This window comes from Rhizobacter sp. OV335 (assembly GCF_900142965.1).
GTDB lineage: Bacteria > Pseudomonadota > Gammaproteobacteria > Burkholderiales > Burkholderiaceae_C > Rhizobacter.
In genome coordinates this window covers 1-25,741 of the sequence record NZ_FRCQ01000023.1, presented here as the reverse complement: position 1 = coordinate 25,741, position 25,741 = coordinate 1, and the positions used below count along the sequence as shown (strand labels likewise).

The window sequence follows — 25,741 nt, the reverse complement described above, 5'->3', positions numbered from 1 at the left end:
ACGATCTCCGGGCGTTGACAGCGCGATGCGCACGCTGACCCTTCGGATCTACCTCACCGTCGTGGCGGTGCTGCTGTTGTTCGCGTCCGGTTCGGCCTGGCTGTTCCAGCGCCACATGGAAGACGAGCGCATCCGCGCCGACAACGTGCTGTCCGAGCGCATGGCCGCCTGGGGCGACCTGATCCAGCGCTCGCTGCCGGGCGCCGAGTCGCCGCACGAAGACCAGGCCCAGGCGCTGCGCGAATGGTCGCAGCGGCTGCGCTTGCCGCTCGCGCTCGACGATCCGAGCGGTGACCGCATCTCGGCCTCCGACTCCTTCGTGCTGCGCCAGGGCGAAGGCCAGACCCGCAGCTTCCAGATCCACCTCGAAGACGGCCGCACACTGTGGGTGCTGCGCCCCGGCCTGCGGCGCCCGCCGCCCGACGGTCGCGGCGAGTTCGGTCCGATGCCGCCCAACCTGCCGTTCGTGCCGCCGAGCTGGCAGCGCGGCGTCGGCACGATCGTCGTGCTGGTGCTGCTGTTCGTCGCGGTGGCCGCCGGCGCGTGGCCGGTGGTACACCGCCTCACGCGGCGCCTGCAGGCGCTGAAGCGCGGCGTCGAGCAGTTCGGCGCCGGCGAGTTGCATCACCGCGTCGAGGTGTCGGGGCGTGACGAGGTGGCGGCGGTGGCGGCCAGCTTCAACCTGGCGGCCGAGCGTGTCGAGGCGCTGGTGCGTTCGCACCAATCGCTGCTCGCCAACGCGAGCCACGAACTGCGCTCGCCGCTCGCGCGGCTGCGCATGGCGGTGTCGATGATGGAAGACGCGACGCCCGAGCAGCGCCAGCGCCTGCGCCGCGAGATCGATACCAATGTCGGCGAGCTCGACGCGCTGGTCGAAGAGGTGCTGCTGGCGAGCCGCCTCGATGCGCTGCAGCGTGTCGACCACCACGAGCCGGTCGAGCTGCTGGCGCTGGCCGCCGAAGAAGGCTCGCGCGTCGGCGCCGATGCCGACGGCAGCACGGCCACCGTGCACGGCGATGAGCGGCTGATCCGCCGCGCGCTGCGCAACCTGCTCGAGAATGCGCGCCGTTACGGCGGCGGCGACATCACGATCGAGGTGCGCAACGGCGCCGGCCGCGCGCTGGTGCAGGTCTGCGATCGCGGGCCGGGCGTGCCCGAAACCCTGCGCGAGCGGATCTTCGAGCCGTTCTACCGGCTGCCCGGCCATGCCGAGCAGGCGGGCGGCGTCGGGCTGGGGCTGAGCCTCGTCAAGCAGATCGCCGAACGGCACGGCGGCAGCGTGCGTTGCGAGTCGCGCGACGGCGGCGGCAGCTGTTTCGAACTGAGCCTGCCGCTGGCCTGATCAGGCGACATTCTTCTGGCGCCACAGCCAGATCAGGAATCCGCCGAGACCCGCCGCGGCCGACACCAGGCCCGCGGTGCACGCCGACCAGAACCCCACCGCGCCATGCAGTGCCGCCGGCATGCGGCCGGTCGTGTCGAACGCCACTGCATAGCCGCCGCCGAGCCCGATGCCCCAGATCGCGAACGCGTAGATCAGCATCGGCACCGTCGCCATCCGGTAGGCGCGCAGCACGAACGACGCGATCGTCTGCACCGAATCGGCGATGTGGAACACCGCGACCCAGGCCAGCAGCGGCATCGCGGCGGCGATGATGGTCGCGTTGCGGGTGTAGGCGCCCAGCACGGCCTCGCGCGACAGGTACACCGCCGCGCCCAGCACCGACGACAGCGCCACGCCGATCAGCAGGCTGTGCCAGCCGATGCGCCGCGCATCGGCCGCGTCGTGCGCGCCGATGCGCTGCGCCACCAGCGTGCCGCTCGCGTTGGCCAGCGCCAGCGGCAGCATGAACATCAGCGAGACCAGGTTGGCCGCGAGCTGGTGCCCGGCCACCGCGGTGCTGCCGATGCGCGAGATGAAGAACGCCATGAACGTGAAGCCGGTCACCTCGATCAGGATCGAGCCGCCCATCGGCACGCCCAGGCGCAGCAGCGCGACGATGCTGGCGCGGTCGGGCTTCGGGAACGGGTGGCCGCGCAGGCCGAACGATGTATAGAAGCTGTCGCGCCGCAGCACCTGCCACGCGAGCGCGAGCTGCAGCCACATCACGAGCGCGGTCGCGACGCCGCAGCCCGCGGCGCCGAGCGCGGGCACCTGCAGCGGGCCGAGCGTGGCGCCGAAGATCAGCACGGCGTTCAGCGGCAGCTTCAGCGCCAGCGCGCCCAGTTGCAGCAGCATCACGGTCGTCGGGCGCGACACCGCGGTGTTGAAGCCGCGGAACGCGGTGAACACCAGCGCCGGCGGCAGCGCGAACGCCAGCGCGCCCAGGTAGCCGCGCACGCGCTCGGCCACCTCGGGCGAGGCCTGTGCGAGCGCGAGAAAGGGCTGCGGCATCAGCAGCAGCGCGCAACCGGGCACCGACAGCAGCAGCGCCAGCCACACCGACTGCTGGAACTCCCGCCCGGCACCCGGCAGGTCGCGTGCGCCGAACAGCTGGCCGGCGATCGGCCCGATCGCGAGCACGACGCCCATCAGCCCGACGAAGATCGTGATGTAGGTGGCGCCGCCGATCGCGAGCGCGGCCAGGTCGAGCGCGGTGTGCCGCGCCACCATCACGGTGTCGGCGGTGCTGAAGGCGAGCACCGCGAGCTGGCCGATGAACACCGGCCAGGCCAGGCGCGCGATGCGGCGCGCGCTGTCGACGAGACCGGCCGTCACGCGGCCGGGCTTTCGCCGGAAGAGGTGGATTGCGCGCGTTCGGCGTAGCGGTTGAAACGCCAGGCCGTGCCTTCCATCGTGATGCGCCGCCAGGTGACGCGCTTCTCGGCCGGCGACATCTCGGTCCACAGCTGCACTTCGTCGAAGGTGCGGCCGCAGCCCTTGCAGATGTCGTCGCCCTGGCTGGTCGAGCAGATCGCGATGCAGGGCGCATCGGGCGTGGTCGCGTACCACTGCAGCCAGGCCTCGCGGGCGTTGCCTGGCATCGAGGCCTCGTCGCAGTCGCTCTCGTGGTAGTAGACGAGCAGCGCATACACCTCGGCCAGCGCCAGCACCTGCGGACACGCGGTGATGCCGTCTGGCGACGGGCTGCGATCACGCCACCAGTTGATGGCGGATTCGATGTCGGTGATGTGGATGGCGGCCATGCGGGAACCCTGCGGGGGGCAGAGCATAGCGCGCGGCGAAGACCCCCGCAGCGCGGGTTATTCCTGCGCTGCGACCAGCGCTGCGAGCGCCTGCTCGACCACGCTGCGCTCGGCGCCCAGCTCGACCGGCGCATCGGCCAGCGCGGCCGCGCCCTCGGTCTTCAGCCGCTTGACCCAGCCGCCGGCCTCGCGGCCTTCGGTGAAGCTGCGGCTTTGCAGCAGCACCAGGTTGTCGGATGCGGTGAGCTTGAAATAGAACAGGCCGTCGGCTTCGCGGTACTGCTTGAAGACGGGCAGCTTCGGCGCTTCGGCCGCGACCGGCGCGGTGCCTGTGCGTGCCACGGCCTTCATCGACCGCAGCCCCACCGCGCCGCGCAGCGCCTGCAGGAACGGCGTCGCGACCGCGCGCGCCTTGCGGGCGCCGACCAGCAGGGCCTCTTCGATGCGCTCCGGGTGCGCCATCAGGTCGGCGTAGTGCGCGCGCATCGGGCCCACGTGGGCCTCGATCCGCTCGACCAGCCGCTGCTTGGCATCGCCCCAGCCCAGGCCGTCGCGCAGCTCGGCGCGGAAGGCCGCGCGCTGCTCGGCGGTGGCGAACGCATCGTGGATGGTCACCAGGTGCGAGTTGTCGGGATCCTTCGGCTCGCCGGGCAGCTTCGAGTCGGTGACGATCAACGCGATCGCCTCCTTCAGCGCCTTCGGGCCGCCTTCGAACAGCGGGATCGCGTTGTCGTAGCTCTTCGACATCTTGCGGCCGTCGAGCCCGGGCAGCATCGCGACGGCTTCGTCGATCTGCGCCTGCGGCAGCACGAACAACTCGCGCTCCTTGCCGAACAGGTGGTTGAAGCGCTGCGCGACATCGCGTGCCATTTCGATGTGCTGCACCTGGTCGCGCCCGACCGGCACGCGGTGGGCGTTGAACAGCAGGATGTCGGCCGCCATCAGGATCGGGTAGCTGAACAGGCCCATCGTGATGCCGTCGTCGGCGTCCCTGCCCTGTGCCTCGTTGGCGTCGGTCGCGGCCTTGTAGGCGTGGGCGCGGTTCATCTGGCCCTTGGCCGTCACGCAGGTGAGTAGCCAGGTGAGCTCGGGCGTCTCGGGGATGTCGCTCTGGCGGTAGAAGGTGACGCGCTCGGGGTCGAGCCCGGCGGCCAGCCAGGTGGCGGCGATCTCCAGGCGCGAGCGCTCGATGCGGTCGGGCTCGTCGCACTTGATCAGCGCGTGGTAGTCGGCGAGGAAGAAGAAGCTCTCGACGCCGGGTTCGCGGCTGGCCGCGATGGCGGGCCGGATCGCGCCGACGTAGTTGCCGAGGTGGGGGGTGCCGGTCGTGGTGATGCCGGTGAGCACGCGTTGCGTCATGGTGGGGCGCATTGTAGGTGGGGGTCGCCACCCTCGCCGCTACACTGCCGGCCGATGAAACGCATCGTGATCCTGATCTCCGGCCGGGGCTCCAACATGGAAGCCATCGTGCAGGCCTGTGCCGCCGAAGGCTGGCCGGCTCAGGTCGCGGCGGTGATCAGCAACCGGCCCGATGCGGCGGGGCTCGCGTTCGCACGCGAGCGTGGCATTGCCGCGGTGGCGGTGGACCACAAGCGCTTCGAGGAGCGTGAATCGTTCGATGCCGAGCTGGCATCGGTGATCGAGGGCTTCGCGCCCGACGTGCTGGTGCTGGCCGGCTTCATGCGCATCCTGGGCGACGGCTTCGTGCAGCGCTTCGCCGGCAAGATGATCAACGTGCACCCGTCGCTGCTGCCGGCGTTTCCGGGCCTGCACACGCACCGCCGCGCCATCGAGTCGGGCTGCAAGCTGGCCGGCGCGACGGTGCATTTCGTGACGCCGGCGCTCGACCACGGGCCGATCATTGCGCAGGCCGCCGTGCCGGTGCTGCCGGGCGACACCGAGGCGAGCCTGTCGGCGCGCGTGCTGGCGCGCGAGCATGTGATGTACCCGCGCGCGGTGCGCTGGCTGGTGCAGGATCAGCTGCGGGTGGACGGCGATGTCGTCACGCACACGGCGGGTGAGTCGCAGCTGCTGTAGCGGCCGACGACAACGCGTCAGATCAGGCTGGCCGCGATGTTGATCGCCAGCGCGAGGATCGCGGTGTTGAACGCGAACGACAGCAGCGATTGAATCAGCACCGTGCGGCGCATCGCGCTGCGCGTGACCACGACATCGGACGTCTGCGAGGCGACCGCGATCGTGAACGAGAAATACAGGAAGTCCCAGTAGTGGCGCGGCGCCTTCGGGTCGCCGGGGAACACCAGTCCGCATTCCCCCGGCGCGGTGTCGTTGGCGAAATAGGCGCTCGCATAGCTCAGCGCGAACAGCGTGGGCAGCAGCAGCCAGGCGCCGATCACCGTGACGAGCGCGAACGCGATGTGCGGCAGGGCCTGCAGCGGCGTGGCGCTCTTGGCACTCGATAGCTCGACGCCGATGGCCGCGAAGCTTGCGACGGCCGCCGCGATGACGGTGACCAGCACCGCGCCGTGCCCCTCGGCCTGCGCGACTGCGGCGCGGCGCAAGTGGTGGTGGTCGGCCCGCGACATCACCCAGAACGCCTGCGCGAGGTACAGCCACATCGCGACGTTCCAGCCGAGCAGCAGGTCGGGTGGTGAATGGCTGGGCAGCGGGGCCAGCGCCGCGACCAGCGCGCCCACGCCGACCGACACCACCAGGTGCGGCCGGGCGCGCAACTGCTCGATCAGCGTTCTCACCGCGAAGGCACCGGCTCGAAGCGCCGGCGCACGACGCCGTCGATCTCGACCGTGCCGACGAACATCTCGAACGGCCGCACCCACCAGCCGGTGTCGTTGTATAGCGGGCGGTAGACCACCATCGCCTCAAGCGATTCGCTGTGCCGCGCGACGCCGATCACTTCGTACTCGCCGCCCTTGTAGTGCCGGTAGAGACCCAGCGGGAGGGTGGGCAGGGGCGGCAGATCGGGTTCGGTCATGGCGGCAAGGATAATCGGGGGATATGCATCCCAACGCCCTGCTCGAACACGCCACTGAACTGTTGCACCGCGTGCTTCGATTCGACACCCCCGCCGACAGCGTCGTGTCGGCCTTCTTCAAGGAGCACCGCGAACTCGGTGCCCGCGAGCGCCACACGCTGGCCGAGACCACCTACACCGTGCTGCGCAAGCGGCTGCTGTTCCAGCACCTGGCCCAGTCGGGCAAGGGCGAGATGGAGCGCCGCTTGGCGCTGCTCGGCTGGCAGGGCAACGACGGCTTCCTGCGCGCCGCGATGAACGATTTCGAGCAGCACTGGCTGCCAAAGGTGCAGGCGGTCGACACCGCGGCGCTGCCCGACAAGCTGCGCCACAACCTGCCCGACTGGCTGGCTGAGCGCCTGCAAGCCGCGCTCGGCGAGGAGTTCTGGCCGCTGGTCAACAGCCTGAACGAGGCCGCGCCGCTGGATCTGCGCGTCAACACCTTCAAGGCCAAGCGCGAAGACGTGCAGGCCGCGCTGGCGGCCAAGGGCATCGACGCGCAGCCGACGCCGTTCTCGCCCTGGGGCCTGCGGATCCAGGGCAAGCCGGCGGTGAACAAGCTCGACGTCTTCACCGCGGGCGACGTGGAGGTGCAGGACGAGGGCAGCCAGCTGCTGGCGCTGATCACCGATGCGAAGCGCGGCGAGATGGTGGTGGACTTCTGCGCCGGCGCGGGCGGCAAGACGCTGGCGCTGGGTGCGTCGATGCGCAACACCGGGCGGCTCTATGCCTTCGACACCTCGGGCCACCGGCTGGCGGCGCTGAAGCCGCGGCTGGCGCGCAGCGGGCTGTCGAACGTCTACCCGGTGCAGATCGCGCACGAGCGCGACGACCGCATCAAGCGGCTGGCCGGCAAGATCGACCGCGTGCTGGTCGACGCGCCATGTTCCGGCCTGGGCACGCTGCGCCGCAATCCCGACCTGAAATGGCGCCAGTCGCCGGAATCGGTCGAGGAGCTGCGGGTCAAGCAGACCGCCATCCTCGACAGCGCGGCCCGGCTGCTGAAGCCCGGCGGCCGGCTCGTCTACGCGACCTGCAGCCTGCTGGCGGACGAAAACGAGGGCATCGCCCAGGCCTTCACCGAATCGCACGCCCGGGAGTTCACGCCGCTGGACGCCGCGGCCGTGCTGGAGAAAGCCCATGCCGGCACGCCGGCCGAACTGGTCACCAACGGTTTCGTCCGTCTCTGGCCGAACCGGCACGCGACCGACGGATTCTTCGCCGCCGTCTGGGAACGCCGCTGATACGCGTGAGCGCAAGGTTGTGAGTAAGTGCCAACATGGTGCACTTGATTTCGATCAGCACAGCGCGATCTGCGGAACTGAATGGTGCAAACCCCGCTCTTTCAGCGGGTTGTTCATAAAGAGGGTCCCCTACAATGCGGGACCCGTTTCTTGTGTGACGGTGCAAAAGGCGATTTGATGACTCTATTGATGTCGATCTGGGATGCTCTGGTGAACTGGCTGGCGAACGGCCTGGTCGAAACCACGTGGTGGCAAATTGTCATCATCGCGCTGGTTCTGACCCACATCACGATTGCATCGGTCACGATCTTTCTTCACCGCTCGCAAGCACACCGCTCGCTCGACCTGCATGCGGCACCGTCGCATTTCTTCCGGCTGTGGCTGTGGCTGACGACCGGCATGGTGACCAAGGAGTGGGTCGCGATCCACCGCAAGCACCACGCCAAATGTGAAACCCAGGAAGACCCGCACAGCCCGGTCGCGCACGGCATCAAGACCGTGCTGCTGACCGGCAGCGAGCTCTACCGCGCCGAAGCCAAGAACCAGGAGACGCTCTCCAAGTACGGCCACAACACGCCGGACGACTGGATCGAGCGCAACCTCTACACCCGCTACAGCTGGCAGGGCGTCGGCGTGATGCTGATCATCGACCTGACGCTGTTCGGTGCGATCGGCGCGACGATCTGGGCGATCCAGATGGCGTGGATCCCGATCACCGCCGCCGGCATCATCAATGGCCTCGGCCACTGGTGGGGGTATCGCAATTTCGAGGCGGTCGACGCGAGCACCAACGTCTCGCCGTGGGGCATCATCATCGGCGGCGAGGAGTTGCACAACAACCACCACACCTACCCGACCTCGGCCAAGCTGTCGGTCAAGAAGTACGAGTTCGACATCGGCTGGGCCTACATCCGCGGGCTGGAAATGCTGGGCCTGGCCAAGGTTCGCAAGACGCCGCCGATGCTGCGCCTGGGCGACGTGAAGCCGGTGGCCGATTCGAAGACGCTCGAGGCGATCATCGCCAACCGCTATGAAGTGATGGCCAAGTACGCCGGCGGCCTGCGCGATGCATGCCGCAGCGAGGTCAAGCGCCTGAAGGCTGAAGGCGTTGCCGCCGGCAGCGCCAAGCTGGCCAACATGCGGCTGGCGCGCCGCTGGCTGCACCGCGACGAAGACAAGATCCCGGCGCACGTGAAGGCCCAGGTGGCGAGCGTCTGCGCCGACAGCCCGGCGCTGTCGAAGCTGGTGACGATGCGCGAAGAACTGCGCCAGCTCTGGACCCGCACCAATGTGTCGGCCGAGCAGCTGGTGGTCGATCTGCAGGCCTGGTGCAAGAAGGCTGAAGAGAGCGGGATCGCCGCGCTGCAGGAGTTCGCGGTCAAGCTGCGCGCTGCACAACACGCCTGAGGCTCTCTCGCCTCTCGCCAGAAAGCCCGCTTCGAGCGGGCTTTTTTGTGGGCGGTTCCCGGATGCCAAATCCGGGAACCATCGGCCACCCAGGCAACAAAAAACCCGCTGGGCTATGCGCCGAGCGGGTTTCTGGTGAAGCGGAGCTGAATTACTTCAGCTTCGTTTCCTTGTACATCACGTGCTTGCGAGCCTTCGGATCGAACTTCATGATCTCGAGCTTCTCGGGCGTCGTCTTCTTGTTCTTGTCGGTCGTGTAGAAGTGACCGGTGCCGGCTGACGATTCCAGCTTGATCTTTTCGCGTCCACCTTTTGCCATGATCAGCTCCTAAATCAGTGTTTGTCGACGGCTTGTTGCTTGTCCGCGACCTTCTTGTCAGCCAGCACCTTCTCGATGCCGTGCTTGTCAATCAGGCGCAGGCCGGCGGCTGAAACGCGCAGACGAACCCAGCGGTTCTCGCTCTCGACCCAGAAGCGGCGGTACTGCAGGTTCGGCAGAAAGCGGCGCTTGGTTCGGTTGTTGGCGTGGGAAACGTTGTTTCCCACCATCGGGCCCTTGCCCGTGACTTCACATACGCGTGCCATGACGCTCTCCACTTGAATCGTTTCAGGAGTGGCATCCAGAGCATGCACCGGGCCTGTCGGCCGTCGTTGCTTGTTGGATGCCCCTTCGAAAGCGTTGGCGCGCATTGAAATGCGCTCTGCCGCTTTCGGCAAAGACCGCGATTATAGCCAGCTTCTTCGGCCGTGTGCCAGTTCAGGCCGCAGTCTGTTCCAGGAAACGTTGCGCATCGAGCGCTGCCATGCAGCCGGTGCCGGCGCTGGTGATGGCCTGGCGGTAGACGTGGTCCTGCACGTCGCCGGCCGCGAACACGCCCGGCACGGTGGTCATCGTCGCGAAGCCGCCCAGGCCGCTGCGCGTGACGATGTAGCCGTCCTTCATCTCGACCTGGCCCTTGAAGATGTCGGTGTTGGGCTGGTGGCCGATCGCGATGAAGCAGCCCTTCAGCGTCAGGTCGTTGGTGCTGCCGTCCTGCGTGCTCTTCAGGCGCACGCCGGTCACGCCGGAGGCATCGCCCAGCACCTCGTCGAGCGTCTGCCACAGGTGCAGCTCCATCTTGCCGGCCTTGACCTTCTCGGCCACCTTGTCGATCAGGATGGCCTCGGCGCGGAACTTGTCGCGGCGGTGGATCAGGTGCACCTTGCGGGCGATGTTCGACAGGTACAGCGCTTCCTCGACCGCGGTGTTGCCGCCGCCGACCACGCAGACGTCCTGGTCGCGGTAGAAGAAGCCGTCGCAGGTGGCGCAGCCGCTGACGCCGCGGCCCATGAAGGCCTCTTCCGACGGCAGGCCGATGTACTTGGCCGAGGCGCCGGTGCAGATGATCAGCGCGTCACAGGTGTAGGTGTGGGAGTCGCCCTTCAGCGTGAACGGGCGCTTCGAGAAGTCGACCTGGTTGATGTGGTCGAACACGATCTCGGTGTTGAAGCGCTCGGCGTGCTGCAGGAAGCGCTGCATCAGGTCCGGTCCTTGCACGCCCATCACGTCGGCCGGCCAGTTGTCGACCTCGGTCGTCGTCATCAGCTGCCCGCCCTGCGCGATGCCGGTGACCAGCATCGGCTTCAGGTTGGCGCGGGCCGCGTAGATGGCGGCGGTGTAGCCGGCCGGGCCGGAGCCAAGAATGAGGACCTGGGCATGCTTGGGGGTGCTGTTCATGAAGAAGCTCGACGGAATCTGGTGGGCGCGCGTGGCGCGAAGGCAGCGAAATGCAGCGATTGACAGAGAAAAACGCCGTCGAGTCTGACATGGGGTTGACTCCGGCTGGTGTCAATCTGCGTAATGGTGACAATAGCGAAATTGTAGGAACTGTGAGTTTTTCACGTTTGCCGACAACCACCCCATAAGGAGGAAGTTCGATGGCCATGTTGTCCAATCTTGACCTCATTCGGCGCGTACCGCTGTTCTCGATGCTCACCAACGAGCAGGCGTCGGCGATCGCGGACAGCGTTGTCAAGCGCCGCTTCCGTCGCGGTGAAATCGTCGTGGAGCATGGCAAGAAGTCGAATGCCCTCTTCATCCTGCTGACCGGCCGCGCCCGCGTGCTCACCTCGGATTCGCGTGGCCGCGAGGTCATCCTCGCGGTGCTGCAGCCCGGCGACTACGTCGGCGAGATGAGCCTGATCGACAACGAGCCGCACTCGGCCACCGTCCGCGCCGAGGTGCAGACCGACATGCTGATCCTCGGCCGTGCCGAGTTCGCGCGCTGCCTGCCGGAGAACTCGAGCCTGTCTTACGCGATCATGCGCGGCCTGGTGTCGCGCCTGCGCAGCGCAGACCGCCAGATCGAATCGCTCGCGCTGCTCGACGTCTACGGCCGGGTCGCGCGCTCGCTGCTCGACATGTCCGAGGACGACGGCGACGTGAAGATCATCCGCAACAAGGTGTCGCGCCAGGACCTGGCGAAGATCGTCGGCGCCTCGCGCGAGATGGTCAGCCGCGTGATGAAGGACCTCGAAGACCGCGGCATCGTCGAAACGCAGGAGAACGGCTCGGTGATCATCAAGGAGCGCCTGACGAGTGGTTGACCAGCCTGAGGGCGCTGCGGCGCGATCGGCCACAATCGCCGGATGACTTTTCCGCTCGGATCGCTTCGTGCCGAAGGCGGCGCTGCCGCACCGACCCATGCCGCCCCGGCCAACGCCGGCGGCACCTACACCCGCTCCGCGGCGGGCGGCGGTGACCCCGACGTCGACCGCGCCGGCCTGCGCACCCAGCTCGCGGTGCTGATCGGCGGCGTGCTGTGGCTGCTGGCCGTGCTGGCGCTCGCCACGCACCAGGCCGCCGACAGCGCGTTCTCCACCTCCGGCAGCACGGCCGCCGCGCTGAACAAGGCCGGCACGCTGGGCGCCTGGTTCTCCGACATCGCGTTCGTCGTGTTCGGCTACTCGACCTGGTGGCTGCTGGCCATCGCCGCGCGGGCTTGGCTCTCGGCGCTGGCCCGGCTGCTGCGCCATGGCGAAGAGCCTGCCCTTCCGCGCGACAAGCGCCGCCCGCTGTGGGCCTTCTGGGTCGGCGTGCTGCTGCTGATGGTGGCGAGCACGGCGCTCGAATGGACGCGGCTCTACCAATGGGAAAGCTTCGTCGCGGGCGGCCATGCCGGCGGCGTGATCGGCTACCTGCTCGGCCCGGCCAGCATGAAACTGCTCGGCTTCGCCGGCTCCGGCGTGCTGTGGATCGCGATGCTGGTGGCCGGCAGCGCACTTGCATTTGGTTTCTCCTGGGTGCGCCTGGCCGAGCGCATCGGCACCTGGGTCGATTCGCTGCGCGAGCGCCGCGTCGAGCGCATCGAACGCGCCGAGGACCACCGCCTCGGTGAGCAGGCGCTGCGCGAGCGCGAGCACGTCGTCGAGGTCGAGCACCAGCTGGCCGAAGACCACGCGCCGATCGTCATCGAGACGCCGGTGGTCGAGGTGCCCAAGTCGGAGCGGGTCGTCAAGGAGCGTCAGAAGCCGCTCTTCACCGAACTGACCGACACCAGGCTGCCGCAGGTCGACCTGCTCGACGCCGCGCCCGGCCGCATGGAAACGGTGACGCCCGAGACGCTGGAGATGACCTCGCGGCTGATCGAGAAGAAGCTGAAGGACTTCGGCGTCGAGGTGCGCGTGGTGGCCGCCTCGCCGGGCCCGGTGATCACCCGCTACGAGATCGAGCCGGCCACCGGCGTGAAGGGCTCGCAGGTCGTCAACCTCGCGAAGGACCTGGCGCGCTCGCTGAGCCTGGTCAGCATCCGCGTGGTCGAGACGATCCCCGGCAAGAACTACATGGCGCTGGAGCTGCCGAACGCGAAGCGGCAGACGATCCGGCTGTCGGAGATCCTCGGCTCGCAGGTCTACAACGATGCGTCGTCGCAGTTGACGATGGGCCTGGGCAAGGACATCGTCGGCGGCCCGGTGGTGGCCGATCTCGCGAAGATGCCGCACTGCCTGGTGGCCGGCACCACCGGCTCGGGCAAGTCGGTCGGCATCAACGCGATGATCCTCAGCCTGCTCTACAAGGCCGAGGCCCGCGACGTGCGGCTGATCCTGATCGACCCGAAGATGCTCGAGATGAGCGTCTACGAAGGTATTCCGCACCTGCTGGCACCGGTCGTCACCGACATGAAGCATGCGGCCAACGCGCTGAACTGGTGCGTCGGCGAGATGGAGCGGCGCTACAAGCTGATGAGCAAGCTGGGCGTGCGCAACCTGAGCGGCTACAACAAGAAGATCGCCGATGCCGCCGAGCGCGGCGAGTCGCTCGGCAACCCGTTCAGCCTGACGCCCGAGCAGCCCGAGCCGCTCGAGCGCCTGCCGTTCGTCGTGGTCGTGATCGACGAGCTGGCCGACCTGATGATGGTGGTCGGCAAGAAGATCGAGGAGCTGATCGCCCGCCTCGCGCAGAAGGCGCGCGCGGCCGGCATCCACCTGATCCTCGCCACGCAGCGGCCGAGCGTCGACGTGATCACCGGCCTGATCAAGGCCAACATCCCGACGCGCCTGTCGTTCCAGGTCAGCAGCAAGATCGACAGCCGCACCATCCTCGACCAGATGGGCGCCGAGGCGCTGCTGGGCATGGGCGACATGCTGTACATGCCGTCGGGCACCGGCCTGCCGATCCGCGTGCACGGCGCCTACGTCAGCGACGAAGAGGTGCATCGCGTCGTCAAGTACCTGAAGGAGCAGGGCGCGCCGAACTACATCGAGGGCATCCTCGAGGGCGGCACGCTCGACACCGAAGGCGGCGATGCCGCACCGGGTGCGGCGGGCGAGGGCGGCGGCGAGGCCGACCCGATGTACGACCAGGCGGTCGGCATCGTGCTGCAGCACCGGCGCGCCTCGATCTCGCTGGTGCAGCGCCACCTGCGCATCGGCTACAACCGCGCGGCCCGGCTGCTGGAACAAATGGAGAAATCCGGGCTCGTAACTGCCATGTCCACCAACGGCAACCGCGACATCGTCGTGCCGAATCGCGATGAATGACCGCCCCCACCGCATGAAGACTCTTCGTTCACTGATGGCGCTGCTGCTCGCCACCGCGGCCGCCGCGGCCCACGCCGACGCGGTCGACACGCTGCGCGAGTTCGTGCGCGACGTGAAGAGCGGCAAGGCCGCGTTCACGCAGACCGTCACCGCGCCCGACGGCGTCAAGAAGAAGAACTCCAGCGGCAGCTTCGAGTTCGTGCGGCCGAACCGCTTCCGCTTCGCCTATGCGAAGCCGGTCAACCAGCTGATCGTCGCTGATGGGCAGAAGGTCTGGATCTACGACGCCGACCTGAACCAGGCGAGCTCGCGCAAGCTGACGCAGGCGCTCGGTGCGACGCCGGCCGCGCTGCTGGCGGGTGGCTCGCTCGAGAAGGATTTCGAGCTCGCGCCGCTGCCCGACAAGGACGGCCTGTCGTGGGTGCAGGCGACGCCGAAGGCCAAGGACAGCGCGTTCCAGGCGGTTCGCGTCGGCTTCAAGGCCAAGGACCTGGCCGCGATCGAGATCACCGACGGCTTCGGCCAGCGTTCGCTGCTGCAGTTCAACGGCTTCGCGGCGAACGCGGCCATCCCCGCGGACAGCTTCGTCTTCACGGTGCCGAAGGGCGCGGACCTGATCGAGCAGTGATCATTCGCGATGGCCGATCAGCAACTCCCCTTCTTCGATGAAGCCGAGATCGACCGCCAGGCGCCGCTCGCCGAACGCCTGCGCCCGCGCACGCTGAACGAGGTGATCGGCCAGCAGCAGCTGCTGGGCGAGGGCAAGCCGCTGCGCGTCGCGTTCGAATCGGGCCGGCTGCATTCGATGATCCTGTGGGGCCCGCCTGGCGTCGGCAAGACGACGCTGGCGCGGCTGATGTCGGATGCGTTCGACGCGCAGTTCATCGCGATCTCGGCGGTGCTCGGCGGCGTGAAGGACATCCGCGAGGCCGTCGAGCGCGCCAACGCGGCCCGCACCAGCGGCCGCCGCACGGTGGTGTTCGTCGACGAGGTGCACCGCTTCAACAAGGCGCAGCAGGATGCTTTCCTGCCGCACGTCGAGTCGGGCCTGTTCACCTTCATCGGCGCGACCACCGAGAACCCGTCGTTCGAGGTCAACTCGGCGCTGCTGTCGCGCGCGACGGTGCACGTGCTGAAGAGCCTGGACGACACCGACATGGCGACGCTGCTCGAGCGCGCCCAGGCGCTGCTGGCAGCGCCACCGATGAGCGATGCCGCGGCCAAGCGCCTGATCGGCTATGCCGACGGCGATGCGCGGCGCCTGCTGAACGCCTACGAGAACCTGGTGCGCATGGCCGGCGGGCTGGCCGAGATCGACGAGGCCCAGCTCGAGAAATCGCTCGGCGAGCAGCTGCGCCGCTACGACAAGGGCGGCGAGCAGTTCTACGACACGATCTCGGCGCTGCACAAATCCGTGCGCGGCAGCGATCCCGATGCGGCGCTGTACTGGTTCGTGCGCATGCTCGATGGCGGCGTCGACCCGCGCTACGCGGCACGCCGCCTGGTGCGCATGGCGAGTGAAGACATCGGCCTGGCCGACCCGCGCGCGCTGCGCATGACGCTCGACGCGGCCGAGACCTACGAGCGCCTGGGCTCGCCCGAGGGCGAGCTGGCGCTCGCGCAGGCGGTGGTGTTCCTCGCGATGGCCCCGAAGTCGAACGCCGTCTACGCCGCCTACAAGGCGGTGCGCAGCTTCATCCAGCAGGACGGCACCCGCCCGGTGCCGCTGCACCTGCGCAACGCACCGACAAAGCTCATGAATGACCTCGACTACGGCCGCGAGTACCGCTACGCCCACGACGAGGAGGGCGGTTTCGCGGCCGGCGAGCGCTACTGGCCCGACGATATGGAAACGCCGCACTTCTACCAGCCCGTGCCCCGCGGATTGGAACTGCGTATCGGAGAGCGCCTGCAGGAACTGCGCCGGCTGAATGAAGAGTCCAGCAGGAAACGCTGAGGATCCGGGTAAACGCCGAGACTTGTTCTGTTCCGCCCGGGTAACCGAGGCCTGTTTTCGCGGTGAGCGCCCTCTAGAATCCGCCGCCACCGCGCCATTTGGGCGCAGCGCAGCCCGCCAGATAGACACGGCGGGCTTTTTGCTACAGGAAGTGTGGCTGGCTTCGCGCGGCAGCTGTTCTTTGAATCGACAAGGCTGCCGCCTTGGATTTCCGCAGGAGACTTTTCACATGGATACCTTCATCCAGCAGATCATCAACGGTCTGGTGCTGGGCAGCGTGTATGCGCTGGTCGCACTGGGCTACACGATGGTCTACGGCATCATCAACCTGATCAATTTCGCGCACGGTGAGGTGCTGATGGTGGGCGCGCTCACCAGTTGGACGGTCGTCACGGCGCTCGCCGGCACCGGCATGCCGGGCTGGCTGCTGATGCTGATCTCGCTGATCGCCGCGATCGTGGTGTGCTCGGCACTCAACTACACGATCGAGAAGATCGCCTACCGGCCGCTGCGCACCGCGCCGCGGCTGGCGCCGCTGATCACCGCGATGGGCATGTCGCTGCTGCTGCAGACGCTCGCGATGATCATCTGGAAGCCGAACTACAAGTCGTACCCGATCCTGCTGCCGAGCGAGCCCTTCTTCATCGGCGGCGCGGTGATCAACACCGTGCAGATCCTGATCCTGGTCGTCACCGCGATCACGCTGGCCGGGCTGATGTACCTGGTGAACCGCACCAAGCTGGGCCGCGCGATGCGTGCCACCGCCGAGAACCCGCGCGTCGCGAGCCTGATGGGCGTCAAGCCCGACACGGTGATCTCGGCCACCTTCATCATCGGCGCGGCGCTCGCGGCGCTGGCCGGCGTGATGTACGCCGCCAACTACGGCTCGGTGCAGCACTCGATGGGCTTCCTGCCGGGGCTGAAGGCCTTCACCGCGGCGGTGTTCGGCGGCATCGGCAACCTGGCCGGCGCGATGGTCGGCGGCGTGGCGCTCGGCGTGATCGAGTCGCTCGGCGCCGGCTACATCGGCGACCTGACCGGCGACGTGCTGGGCAGCCACTACCAGGACATCTTCGCCTTCATCGTGCTGATCCTCGTGCTGACGCTGCGCCCGAAGGGCCTGCTCGGCGAGCGTGTCGCGGATCGAGCCTGAGCACGGAAGGAACCCACCATGAACCTCAGAGACAACAAGATCGGGACCTACGTCGCCTTCGCCATCGTGCTGGCGATCGTGCCCTTCATCGCGCAGTACTTCGGCAACGCCTGGGTGCGCATCCTCGACATCGCGCTGCTGTACGTGCTGCTCGCGCTCGGGCTCAACATCGTGGTCGGCTACGCCGGCCTGCTCGACCTGGGCTACGTCGCGTTCTACGCGGTCGGCGCCTACCTGTTCGGGCTGCTCGCGTCGCCTCAACTGGCGGACACCTTCCCGCGCATCGCCGAGATGTTCCCGGGCGGGCTGCACACGCCGTGGTGGCTCGCGATCCCGATCGGGGCGTTGGTGGCCGGCATCTTCGGCGTGGTGCTGGGCGCACCGACGCTGAAGCTGCGCGGCGACTACCTGGCGATCGTCACGCTAGGCTTCGGTGAAATCATCCGCGTGTTCATGAACAACCTGGACGCGCCGGTCAACATCACCAACGGCCCGAAGGGCCTCGCGCAGATCGATTCGTTCAACTTCCTCGGCTACGACCTCGGCAAGCGCCACAGCCTGTTCGGCATCATCGACCTGCCGCCGGTCACCAGCTACTACTTCTTCTTCCTGGCGCTGGTGATCCTCAGCGTGCTGATCTGCTACCGGCTCGAGCGCTCGCGCATCGGCCGCGCGTGGATGGCGATCCGCGAAGACGAGATCGCGGCCAAGGCGATGGGCATCAACACCCGCAACCTGAAGCTGCTGGCGTTCGGCATGGGCGCCACCTTCGGCGGCGTGTCGGGCGTGCTGTTCTCGACCTTCCAGGGCTTCATCTCGCCGGAATCGTTCAGCCTGCAGGAGTCGGTGATGATCGTCGCGATGGTGGTGCTGGGCGGCATCGGCCACATCCCGGGCGTGATCCTCGGCGCGCTGCTGCTGTCGGCACTGCCCGAGGTGCTGCGCTACGTGGCCGGCCCACTGCAGAACATGACCGACGGCCGGCTCGACGCCGCCATCCTGCGCCAGCTGCTGATCGCGCTGGCGATGATCGCCATCATGTTGTCGCGCCCGCGGGGCCTGTGGCCTTCGCCGGAGCACGGCAAGGCGGCTCCCGTTCCGACCAAATAACAACAAGGAGCCCCGCATGGCAGAAACTGTTCTCAAGGTCAGTGGCGTCTCCAAGCGCTTCGGCGGCCTGCAAGCCCTCTCCGATGTCGGCATCACGATCGAGGCCGGCCAGGTGTATGGCCTGATCGGCCCGAACGGCGCCGGCAAGACGACCTTCTTCAACGTGCTGACCGGGCTGTACACGCCCGATTCCGGCAGCTTCGAGCTGGGCGGCAAGCCCTACCAGCCGACCGCGGTGCACGAGGTGGCGAAGGCCGGCATCGCGCGCACCTTCCAGAACATCCGGCTGTTCGCCGAGATGACGGCGCTCGAGAACGTGATGGTCGGCCGCCACGTGCGCACCAGCTCGGGCCTGATCGGCGCGGTGTTCCGCACCAGCGGCTTCAAGGCCGAAGAGGCCGCGATCGCGAAGCGCGCGCAGGAGCTGCTCGACTACGTCGGCATCGGCAAGTACGCCGAGTTCAAGGCCCGCACGCTGAGCTACGGCGACCAGCGCCGGCTGGAGATCGCTCGCGCGCTCGCCACCGACCCGAAGCTGATCGCGCTCGACGAGCCGGCCGCCGGCATGAACGCGACCGAGAAGGTCGTGCTGCGCGAGCTGATCGACCGCATCCGCAATGACGGCCGCACGATCCTGCTGATCGAGCACGACGTGAAGCTGGTGATGGGCCTGTGCGATCGCGTCACCGTGCTCGACTACGGCAAGCAGATCGCCGAAGGCACGCCGGCCGACGTGCAACGCAACGAAAAGGTGATCGAGGCTTACCTCGGTGCCGGACACAAGACTCACTGAGGACGCCCGAACCATGGCAGCAACGTTGTTGAAAGTCAGCGGACTGAGGGTCGCCTACGGCGGCATCCAGGCCGTGAAGGGCGTGTCGTTCGAAGTGCATGAGGGCGAGCTGGTCAGCCTGATCGGTGCCAACGGCGCGGGCAAGACCACCACGCTGAAGGCGGTGACCGGCCTGCAGCCGGTGGCCGCCGGCGACATCGAATTCCTCGGCAAGCCGATCAAGGGGCAGGGTCCGTGGGACCTGGTCAAGCAGGGCCTGGTGATGGTGCCCGAGGGCCGCGGCACCTTCACGCGGATGTCGATCACCGAGAACCTGCAGATGGGCGCCTTCGTGCGCAACGACAAGGAGATCGACGCCGACATCGAGAAGGTGTTCGCGATCTTCCCGCGCCTGAAGGAGCGCCGCAACCAGCTGGCCGGCACGATGTCGGGCGGCGAGCAGCAGATGCTGGCGATGGGCCGCGCGCTGATGGCCCGACCCAAGGTGCTGCTGCTCGACGAGCCGTCGATGGGCCTGTCGCCGATCATGGTCGACAAGATCTTCGAGGTGGTGGCCGACATCCATGGCCGCGGCACCACGGTGCTGCTGGTCGAGCAGAACGCGAGCCGCGCGTTGCAGCTGGCCAACCGCGGCTACGTGATGGAGTCGGGCGAGGTCACGATGGACGGCGACGCCAAGGCGCTGCTGGACGACCCGAAAGTGCGCGCCGCCTATCTCGGCGAGTGAGGGGGCAATCCGGGGGCGTTTCCACCCGCTTGGGTGGTACCGCTCGCGGGGGTGCGTTCCTATACTGGCCCGCACAAAACGGCCCGGGACCAGGGCCGCGCCAACCCCTAGGAGTCTTTCGATGCAAGCCACCCTGCGCCCGTCCGGCCTGACCGGTCTGTCCCTTGTCGCCGTCGCCACTGCCGCGCTGCTCAGCGCCTGCGGCTCCACCATGCCGACGATGGGCGACAACAAGGGCACCGTGTCGGGCGCCGCCGGCGGCAGCACCGCCGAGAACAACAACAGCCAGCTCGAGAAGTGCAGCGAATCGCTGGGCACGCTGGCCGTGCAGGAAGACACCACCGCGCCCTGGTACTACCAGCTGCGCCAGCACCAGCTCGGCTCGACCATCCCGGTGCTGCGCCTGATGGTGCAGCAGAGCAACTGCTTCGTGATCGTCGAACGCGGCGGTGCGATGAACAACATGATGAAGGAGCGCTCGCTCGAACAAAGCGGCGAGGTGCGCGCCAACAGCAACTTCGGCAAGGGCCAGATGGTCGCGGCCGACTACACGATGAGCCCGGCGATCCAGTTCTCGGGCAAGACCGGTGGTGGCGGCGGCTTCCTCGGCGGTGGCGGGCTTGGCCTGCTGGGCGCGGTGGCCGGCAACGTGAGCCGCAACGAGGCCTCGACGACGCTGCTGTTGATCGACAACCGCTCGGGCGTGCAGATCTCGGCTGCTGAAGGCACCGCGAAGAACTTCGACTTCGGCATGTTCGGCGCCGCCTTCACCGGCGGGCTGGTCGGCGGTGGTGGCGGCTATGCGAACACGCCCCAGGGCAAGGTGGTCGTGACCGCGTTCGCCGACTCGTTCAACCAGATGGTGAAGTCGCTGCGCAACTACAAGGCGCAGACCGTCAAGGGCGGCCTGGGCACCGGCGGTCGCCTGGGGGTCGATGGCGGTACGACGCCGGCATCGCAGCCGCAGGCGCCAGCCAAAAAGAAGTAAATCGAGACGTGATGGCTTCAGTCGACCTTCGCGCCTGAAGCCTTCACCACCTGCTCGTACTTCGCGCGTTCGCGCTTGACGAACGCGCCGAACTGCTCCGGCGTGCTCGGGATCGGCTCGGCCATCAGCGTCGCGAAGCGTGCCTTGATGTCGGGCGATGCGAGCGCGTCGGTGAACGCCTTGTTCAACTTGCGCGTCAGGTCGGCCGGCAAGCCGGCCGGGCCGAACAGGCCGAACCAGGTGTTGACGTCGAAGCGCGCCAGCCCGCCGCCGGCTTCGGCGATCGTCGGCACATCGGGCATCGCGCTCGAACGCGCCGAGGTCGTGACGGCCAGCGCGCGCAGCTTGCCGGCCTTGATGTTGGCCGACGCGGTCGCCAGGTTGTCGAAGTTCAGGTCGACCTGGCCCGACAGCAGCGCGAGCTGCGCCGGGTTGCCGCCCGAATACGGGATGTGGACCATGAACACGCCGGCCTGCGCCTTGAACATCTCGCCGGCCAAGTGGCCTGCGCTGCCGTTGCCGCCGGAACCGTAGTTCAGCTTGCCGGGGTTCTTCTTCGCGTACGCGACCAGGTCGGCCACGCTGCGGATGCCGAGTTTCGTCGCGGTCTCCGGGTTCATCACCAGCACGTTCGGCACCTGGGCCACGCCGGTGATCGGCGTGAAATCGCGGATCGGGTCGTACGGGATGCGCGCGTACAGCCACGGGTTGATGGCATGCGTCGCGACCGCGCCCATCACGATCGTCAGGCCGTCGGGTGCCGACTTGGCGACTGCATCGGCGCCGATGTTGCCGCCGGCACCGGCCTTGTTGTCGACGATCACGACGCCGAGGCTGTCCTTGACCTTGTCGGCCAGCGCGCGTGCGATCACGTCGAGCGGACCGCCGGGCGAATAGGGCACGACCAGCCGGATCGGCTTGCTGTTCTGGGCCGAAGCCACGGAAGAAAAGGTGGGCAGGGCGGCGGCGCCGACCAGGGAGAGGAGGTGTCTGCGTTGCATCGAGGGGTCTCAGGCAGGGTGCTTGTCGGCTTCCGACGTGAATGAATCGGCGTAGAACTCTTCGGCGGGCAGGCCGCAGTAGGCGACCAGGTCGCGCTGGGCCGATTCCACCATCACCGGCGCGCCACAGGCATACACCTGGTGGCCCGACAGGTCGGGCAGGTCGGCCATCAGCACCTGGTGGACGAAGCCGGTGCGGCCGCTCCAGCCGTCGTCGGGCTTCGGCTCGGACAGCACCGGCACGTAGCGCAGCCACGGCAACTCATCGGCGGCCTGCAGCATCCAGTCGTGCAGGTACAGGTCGGCGCAGCTGCGGCAGCCCCAGTAGACGACGGCGGGGCGGGCGGCGTCCTGGATCTTGGCCGTGTGGCGCAGGTGCTCGACGATCGCCTTGATCGGCGCGAAGCCGGTGCCGCTGGCCAGCAGCACCATCGGCTTGGCAGAATCCTCGCGCAGGAAGAAGCTGCCGAACGGGCCTTCGAGGCGCAGGATCTCTTTCTCCTTCATCGCACCGAACACGTGGTCGGTGAACTTGCCGCCGGGCATGTGGCGGATGTGCAGCTCGATGCCAGGGTGCTGCTCCTGCGTGTGCGGCGCGTTGGCCATGCTGTAGCTGCGGCGGCTGCCGTCGCGCAGCACGAACTCGATGTACTGGCCGGCGTGGTAGCGCAGGCGGTCGTTCGCCGGCAGCTGCAGGTGCAGCAGCGCCACGTCGGCGGCGGGCCGTTCGATGCGGTTGACGCGGCACGGCATCTTGCGCACCGGGAACTCGCCGGCGCCGGCGACGGTGCGGGCCTCGAGCACCACGTCGGTCTGCGGCGCGGCGCAGCAGGTCAGCACGAAGCCGGCTTCTTCTTCGGCGTCGCTCAGCGCCTTGGCCTGGTGGGCGCCGTGGATCACGCGGCCTTCGAGCAGCTTGCACTTGCAGGAGCCGCAGGCGCCGTCCTTGCAACCGTAGGGCAGGCCGATGCCCTGGCGGATCGCGGCCGCGAGGATCGGCTCGTCGCGGTCGACCTGGAAACTCGTGCCGCTGGGCTGCACGGTCGCGGTGAAAGTCATGGGGTAACCTCGAAACCAGCCCTCGATTCTGCCCGCGATCCAATGCCCTTCCGTCCCGACCTGCCGACGCGCTTCAAGCACCCCACCGTGTTGGTCGTCGGCTGCGGCGATGTCGGCCAGCGCGTCGTCCGCCTGCTGCAGGGGCGCTGGCGTGTGCTGGCCCTCACGTCGTCGCAGGCGCGCGTGCCGGCGCTGCGCGCGCTCGGCGTGTGCCCGCTGGTGGGCAACCTGGACGATGCGGTAACGCTCGGCCGACTGGCCGGGCTGGCCGACGCGGTGTTGCACCTGGCGCCGCCGCCGGGCGAGGGCGCCGACGATCCGCGCACCGCGGCGCTGCTGCAGGCGCTGGCCCGCTCGACGCGCGTGCGGCGCATCGTCTACGGCAGCACCAGTGGCGTGTACGGCGATGCCGGCGGCGCGCGCTTCGATGAGACCCGCGCCACCGCGCCGGCCAGCGATCGCGCCCGGCGGCGCGTCGATGCCGAGACGCGGCTGCGCTGGCATGGGCGGCGCTTCGGCGTGGCGGTGACGATCCTGCGCATCCCCGGCATCTACGCGGGCGATCGACCCGGCGGGCACCCGCGCGAGCGCCTCGCGCGCGGCACGCCGGTGCTGCGGGCGGAAGACGACGTGTACACCAACCACATCCATGCCGACGACTTGGCGCGCGCCTGCGTCGCGGCGCTGCATCGCGGGTTGCCGCAGCGCATCGTGCACGCGAGCGACGACACCGAGCTGAAGATGGGCGACTACTTCGACCTCGCGGCCGACCTGTGCGGCTTGCCGCGGCCACCGCGCATCACGCGCGACGAAGCGCGGCAGCAGTTGCCGGCGATGCAGATGTCGTTCTTGTCGGAGTCGCGAAGGCTCGGCAACCGGCGGCTGCGTGAAGAACTGCGGTTGAAGCTGCGCTACCCGACGGTGCGCGACGGCCTGCTCGCTTGATCTGATCGCTGTCAGACCCCGAGCGACTGCGTCAGCGTTTTCATGCGGTCGGTAGCCCGCGCCTTCAACGTCTGCGTTTCGTCGCCGCGCCGCACCTCGAGCGTGACCTCGCGCTCCGGCGTGTTGCCGCGCCACAGCGTCTTGTAGAAGCGCTCCAGCCCGCCGACCGCGACACCGTCGATGCGCAGGATCAAGTCGCCGGCCTGCAACCCGGCGGCCTCGGCCGGGCTGCCGCGGTTCACCTTGACGACCCGCACCTTGCCGTCGGACTCGACGCAGTTCAGGCCCAACCACGGCCGGTGGCTCAGCGCGGTGCTGCCGCTCTCGCGCATCTCCTTCAAGATCGGCTTCAGCAGGTCGACCGGCACGAACATGTTGCCGGGCAGGCGCGGCGCATCCTCGCCGGCGGCGTCGGCGACGATCAGCGAGCCGATGCCCAGCAGCTCGCCATTCGCGTTGAACAGCGCCGCGCCGCTGTGGTCGGCGCGCGGCGGCGAGGTGAACAGCGCGCCGTCGATGTGGTATTCCCAGTAGCCGGAGAACGCGCGCCGCGACACGACCCGCGCGATGCTCAGTTCGCCCTGGCCGATCGGCGTGCTGCCGCTCACGATCATCACCGGTTCGTCGGACGCGAGCTGGCTGGTGTCGCCGAGCGGCGCGGGCGGCAGGCGCAGCGGCGTGAGCGGTTGCAGCAAGCCGAAGCCGGTGGCCTGGTCGTAGGCGACGACCCGCGCCGGCACGACGCGCGACGAATCCAGCTGCAGGTCGACCTGGTCGGCCTCGAGGATCAGGTAGCCGATGGTGAGCACCAGGCCGTCGGCGCCGATCACGACGCCCGAGCCGAGGCGCAGCTTGCCGAGGGTGTCGGCCGACGTCGCGTGGCCGAGCACCTGCACCTGCACGCCGACCACCGCGGCCGCGGCGCGGGCGAGCAGTTCGCCCTGTTCGTTCAGCGTGGCGTCGTCATCGGAGGGCGCCGCCACCGCGAGCGCGGCACTGCAGGCCGCCCATGCCCCGAGCAGCCAGCCGGCTGCCCACCTGCGCGCCGTGCTGCGCATCACATGAAGCCGATCGCTCATGGGGCCCTCCGGGACGAGAAACTCGTCCGGTGAGCATGAGCGCTTCGGCCCGCCCCTGGGTGAGGCGGGGCTTTTCGCGGCGTGAAATCAGCGTCGGCGGCCGAACGGTGGCTGGCCGCGCCAATAGCGGATCATCAACCAGCCACCGAAGATGCCGCCGAGGTGCGCGAAGTGCGCCACGCCGGCCATCGTGCCGGTGACGCCGAACAGCAGTTCGAGGCCGCCGTAGATCGCGACGAAGGTCTTGGCCTTCATCGGGATCGGCGGGATCAGCGGCACGATGGTGCGGTTGGGGAACATCATCGCGAAGCCGAGCAGCAGCCCGAACAGGCCGCCGGAGGCGCCGACGGTCGGGAAGTTGGCGCCCATCAGTGCGCAGACGATGAGCTGGAAGCCGGCTGCCGCGACGACGCTGGCCATGTAGAACTGCAGGAAGCGCTTCGCGCCCCACAGGCGTTCGAGTTCGGCGCCGAACATCCACAGGCCGAGCATGTTGAACAGCAGGTGGTTGAAGCCGCCGTGCAGGAAGCCGTAGGTCACGATCTGCCAGGGCAGGAAGCCGGCGCCGATCGGCCACAGGGCCAGGAAGCGGTCGACGACGAAGCCGAGCACGTACTGCAGGCAGAACATGCCCACGTTGATCAGCAGCAGGGCCTGGGTGACGGGTGGCAACGACGGCATGCAGATTCCGCGACAAGGGAAGGGGCGCCAAGCGTACCCGGTTTGGGCCTTTCCCTGAAAGGCTGTGGCAAACTCTCACCCCCTGCACCGGCCTCGGTGGCGAAATTGGTAGACGCGCGGGACTCAAAATCCCGTTCCGCAAGGAGTGTCGGTTCGATTCCGACCCGAGGCACCAGAACCAAAGCTCCTGATGCGCATCCTTCACTGGTAATCCGCCTCACACAGTAGCTAATGTAAGCCCGCAAAATCCCGCGCGCAATCCCCAAAAGTCACATTCCGCCCCGCGCCGTTCCCGCGGACAATCCCGCGCCATGGCGTACATCACGAAGGTAGCGAACGGCTGGCGCGCGCAGGTCGAGCGCAACGGCGAGCGGCGATCCGCGACCCGCGACACGAAGAGCGAGGTCGTGCAATGGGCTGCTGAAGTCGAGGCCGAACT

At 68.2% G+C, this 25,741-nt stretch carries 26 protein-coding genes and 1 tRNA gene; 15 read left to right on the top strand and 12 right to left on the bottom strand.

What is annotated here, in order from left to right; all coding sequences use genetic code 11:
• The first annotated feature begins 25 nt into the window (after positions 1–25).
• Entirely contained in the window at positions 26–1,342 is a 1,317-nt protein-coding gene (locus tag BUE42_RS21680) for a sensor histidine kinase (RefSeq protein WP_073467380.1), read from the top strand.
• Here BUE42_RS21680 and BUE42_RS21675 read toward each other — a convergent pair whose 3' ends face one another.
• From BUE42_RS21675 to BUE42_RS21665, 3 genes are read right to left on the bottom strand one after another with little or no spacing between them, the layout of a single operon-like run.
• Positions 1,343–2,719, bottom strand: coding sequence for an MATE family efflux transporter (locus BUE42_RS21675; RefSeq protein ID WP_073467379.1), 1,377 nt, complete (start codon positions 2,717–2,719; stop codon positions 1,343–1,345).
• Positions 2,716–3,147: a DUF3717 domain-containing protein gene (locus BUE42_RS21670; RefSeq protein ID WP_073467378.1), complete on the bottom strand. Its 432-nt coding sequence runs from the start codon at positions 3,145–3,147 to the stop codon at positions 2,716–2,718. Before BUE42_RS21670 ends, BUE42_RS21675 begins: the two co-directional genes overlap by 4 nt.
• 57 nt (positions 3,148–3,204) lie before the next feature.
• Complete coding sequence (locus tag BUE42_RS21665; protein ID WP_073467377.1) at positions 3,205–4,506, bottom strand: tryptophan--tRNA ligase; 1,302 nt, start codon at positions 4,504–4,506, stop codon at positions 3,205–3,207.
• Between the two features lie 54 nt (positions 4,507–4,560).
• Between BUE42_RS21665 and purN the strand changes: the two genes are divergently transcribed.
• Positions 4,561–5,184 carry a phosphoribosylglycinamide formyltransferase gene (gene purN, locus BUE42_RS21660; RefSeq protein ID WP_073467376.1) on the top strand — a complete coding sequence of 208 codons (624 nt, stop codon included), beginning with the start codon at positions 4,561–4,563 and terminating at the stop codon, positions 5,182–5,184.
• A gap of 17 nt (positions 5,185–5,201) precedes the next feature.
• Here the strand turns inward: purN and BUE42_RS21655 are convergent, their stop codons facing one another.
• Positions 5,202–5,861 carry a DUF1345 domain-containing protein gene (locus tag BUE42_RS21655; RefSeq protein WP_073467375.1) on the bottom strand — a complete coding sequence of 220 codons (660 nt, stop codon included), beginning with the start codon at positions 5,859–5,861 and terminating at the stop codon, positions 5,202–5,204.
• Positions 5,858–6,100 carry a DUF1653 domain-containing protein gene (locus tag BUE42_RS21650; RefSeq protein ID WP_073467374.1) on the bottom strand — a complete coding sequence of 81 codons (243 nt, stop codon included), beginning with the start codon at positions 6,098–6,100 and terminating at the stop codon, positions 5,858–5,860. The genes BUE42_RS21655 and BUE42_RS21650 overlap by 4 nt, the downstream gene beginning before the upstream one ends.
• Before the next feature lie 23 nt (positions 6,101–6,123).
• Here BUE42_RS21650 and BUE42_RS21645 point away from each other — a divergent pair, with 23 nt between their 5' ends.
• Together BUE42_RS21645 and BUE42_RS21640 are read left to right on the top strand one after the other, a co-directional pair.
• Complete coding sequence (locus BUE42_RS21645; RefSeq protein ID WP_073467373.1) at positions 6,124–7,383, top strand: RsmB/NOP family class I SAM-dependent RNA methyltransferase; 1,260 nt, start codon at positions 6,124–6,126, stop codon at positions 7,381–7,383.
• Positions 7,384–7,560: 177 nt separating this feature from the next.
• Positions 7,561–8,790 carry a DesA family fatty acid desaturase gene (locus BUE42_RS21640; protein ID WP_073467372.1) on the top strand — a complete coding sequence of 410 codons (1,230 nt, stop codon included), beginning with the start codon at positions 7,561–7,563 and terminating at the stop codon, positions 8,788–8,790.
• Between the two features lie 151 nt (positions 8,791–8,941).
• On the opposite strand, the gene rpmG is transcribed toward BUE42_RS21640, so the two are convergent.
• The 3 genes from rpmG to trxB all read right to left on the bottom strand — a co-directional run bounded on the left by rpmG (position 8,942) and on the right by trxB (position 10,507).
• The gene (gene rpmG, locus BUE42_RS21635; RefSeq protein WP_073467371.1) at positions 8,942–9,109 is read right to left on the bottom strand and encodes a 50S ribosomal protein L33; all 168 of its coding nucleotides are present in this window, start codon (positions 9,107–9,109) and stop codon (positions 8,942–8,944) included.
• 14 nt (positions 9,110–9,123) lie between these two features.
• Positions 9,124–9,375 (bottom strand): 50S ribosomal protein L28, encoded by a 252-nt coding sequence (rpmB, locus tag BUE42_RS21630; RefSeq protein WP_073467370.1) that lies wholly within the window; start codon positions 9,373–9,375, stop codon positions 9,124–9,126.
• A gap of 172 nt (positions 9,376–9,547) precedes the next feature.
• Positions 9,548–10,507, bottom strand: a complete 960-nt coding sequence (gene trxB, locus BUE42_RS21625; RefSeq protein WP_073467369.1) for a thioredoxin-disulfide reductase — start codon at positions 10,505–10,507, stop codon at positions 9,548–9,550.
• Between the two features lie 200 nt (positions 10,508–10,707).
• On the opposite strand from trxB, the gene BUE42_RS21620 reads away from it, so the two are divergent.
• The 9 genes from BUE42_RS21620 to BUE42_RS21580 all read left to right on the top strand — a co-directional run bounded on the left by BUE42_RS21620 (position 10,708) and on the right by BUE42_RS21580 (position 20,537).
• The gene (locus BUE42_RS21620; protein WP_073467368.1) at positions 10,708–11,376 is read left to right on the top strand and encodes a Crp/Fnr family transcriptional regulator; all 669 of its coding nucleotides are present in this window, start codon (positions 10,708–10,710) and stop codon (positions 11,374–11,376) included.
• A gap of 42 nt (positions 11,377–11,418) precedes the next feature.
• Positions 11,419–13,809: a DNA translocase FtsK gene (locus BUE42_RS21615; RefSeq protein WP_073467367.1), complete on the top strand. Its 2,391-nt coding sequence runs from the start codon at positions 11,419–11,421 to the stop codon at positions 13,807–13,809.
• A gap of 13 nt (positions 13,810–13,822) precedes the next feature.
• Positions 13,823–14,437 (top strand): outer membrane lipoprotein periplasmic chaperone LolA, encoded by a 615-nt coding sequence (gene lolA, locus BUE42_RS21610; protein ID WP_073467366.1) that lies wholly within the window; start codon positions 13,823–13,825, stop codon positions 14,435–14,437.
• A 9-nt stretch (positions 14,438–14,446) separates the two neighbouring features.
• Positions 14,447–15,766, top strand: coding sequence for a replication-associated recombination protein A (locus tag BUE42_RS21605; RefSeq protein WP_073467365.1), 1,320 nt, complete (start codon positions 14,447–14,449; stop codon positions 15,764–15,766).
• Positions 15,767–15,995: 229 nt separating this feature from the next.
• Positions 15,996–16,919, top strand: coding sequence for a branched-chain amino acid ABC transporter permease (locus BUE42_RS21600; RefSeq protein WP_073467364.1), 924 nt, complete (start codon positions 15,996–15,998; stop codon positions 16,917–16,919).
• A gap of 18 nt (positions 16,920–16,937) precedes the next feature.
• Positions 16,938–18,029, top strand: coding sequence for a branched-chain amino acid ABC transporter permease (locus BUE42_RS21595; RefSeq protein ID WP_073467363.1), 1,092 nt, complete (start codon positions 16,938–16,940; stop codon positions 18,027–18,029).
• A gap of 16 nt (positions 18,030–18,045) precedes the next feature.
• Complete coding sequence (locus BUE42_RS21590; protein ID WP_073467362.1) at positions 18,046–18,822, top strand: ABC transporter ATP-binding protein; 777 nt, start codon at positions 18,046–18,048, stop codon at positions 18,820–18,822.
• A gap of 13 nt (positions 18,823–18,835) precedes the next feature.
• On the top strand, positions 18,836–19,549 hold the full coding sequence (locus BUE42_RS21585; protein ID WP_073467361.1) for an ABC transporter ATP-binding protein: 714 nt from the start codon (positions 18,836–18,838) through the stop codon (positions 19,547–19,549).
• A 121-nt stretch (positions 19,550–19,670) separates the two neighbouring features.
• Positions 19,671–20,537 (top strand): CsgG/HfaB family protein, encoded by an 867-nt coding sequence (locus BUE42_RS21580; protein ID WP_073467360.1) that lies wholly within the window; start codon positions 19,671–19,673, stop codon positions 20,535–20,537.
• 17 nt (positions 20,538–20,554) lie between these two features.
• Here BUE42_RS21580 and BUE42_RS21575 read toward each other — a convergent pair whose 3' ends face one another.
• Together BUE42_RS21575 and BUE42_RS21570 are read right to left on the bottom strand one after the other, a co-directional pair.
• The gene (locus BUE42_RS21575; RefSeq protein ID WP_073467359.1) at positions 20,555–21,538 is read right to left on the bottom strand and encodes a Bug family tripartite tricarboxylate transporter substrate binding protein; all 984 of its coding nucleotides are present in this window, start codon (positions 21,536–21,538) and stop codon (positions 20,555–20,557) included.
• Between the two features lie 9 nt (positions 21,539–21,547).
• Positions 21,548–22,597: a CDP-6-deoxy-delta-3,4-glucoseen reductase gene (locus BUE42_RS21570; RefSeq protein ID WP_073467358.1), complete on the bottom strand. Its 1,050-nt coding sequence runs from the start codon at positions 22,595–22,597 to the stop codon at positions 21,548–21,550.
• Positions 22,598–22,639: 42 nt separating this feature from the next.
• Between BUE42_RS21570 and BUE42_RS21565 the strand changes: the two genes are divergently transcribed.
• Entirely contained in the window at positions 22,640–23,542 is a 903-nt protein-coding gene (locus tag BUE42_RS21565; RefSeq protein ID WP_073467357.1) for an SDR family oxidoreductase, read from the top strand.
• An 11-nt stretch (positions 23,543–23,553) separates the two neighbouring features.
• Here BUE42_RS21565 and BUE42_RS21560 read toward each other — a convergent pair whose 3' ends face one another.
• The gene (locus tag BUE42_RS21560; RefSeq protein ID WP_083614379.1) at positions 23,554–24,621 is read right to left on the bottom strand and encodes a S1C family serine protease; all 1,068 of its coding nucleotides are present in this window, start codon (positions 24,619–24,621) and stop codon (positions 23,554–23,556) included.
• 87 nt (positions 24,622–24,708) lie between these two features.
• Positions 24,709–25,302, bottom strand: coding sequence for a rhomboid family intramembrane serine protease (locus BUE42_RS21555; protein ID WP_073467356.1), 594 nt, complete (start codon positions 25,300–25,302; stop codon positions 24,709–24,711).
• 90 nt (positions 25,303–25,392) lie between these two features.
• On the opposite strand from BUE42_RS21555, the gene BUE42_RS21550 reads away from it, so the two are divergent.
• Positions 25,393–25,477 (top strand) — tRNA-Leu (locus tag BUE42_RS21550).
• Positions 25,478–25,741: the final 264 nt, after the last annotated feature.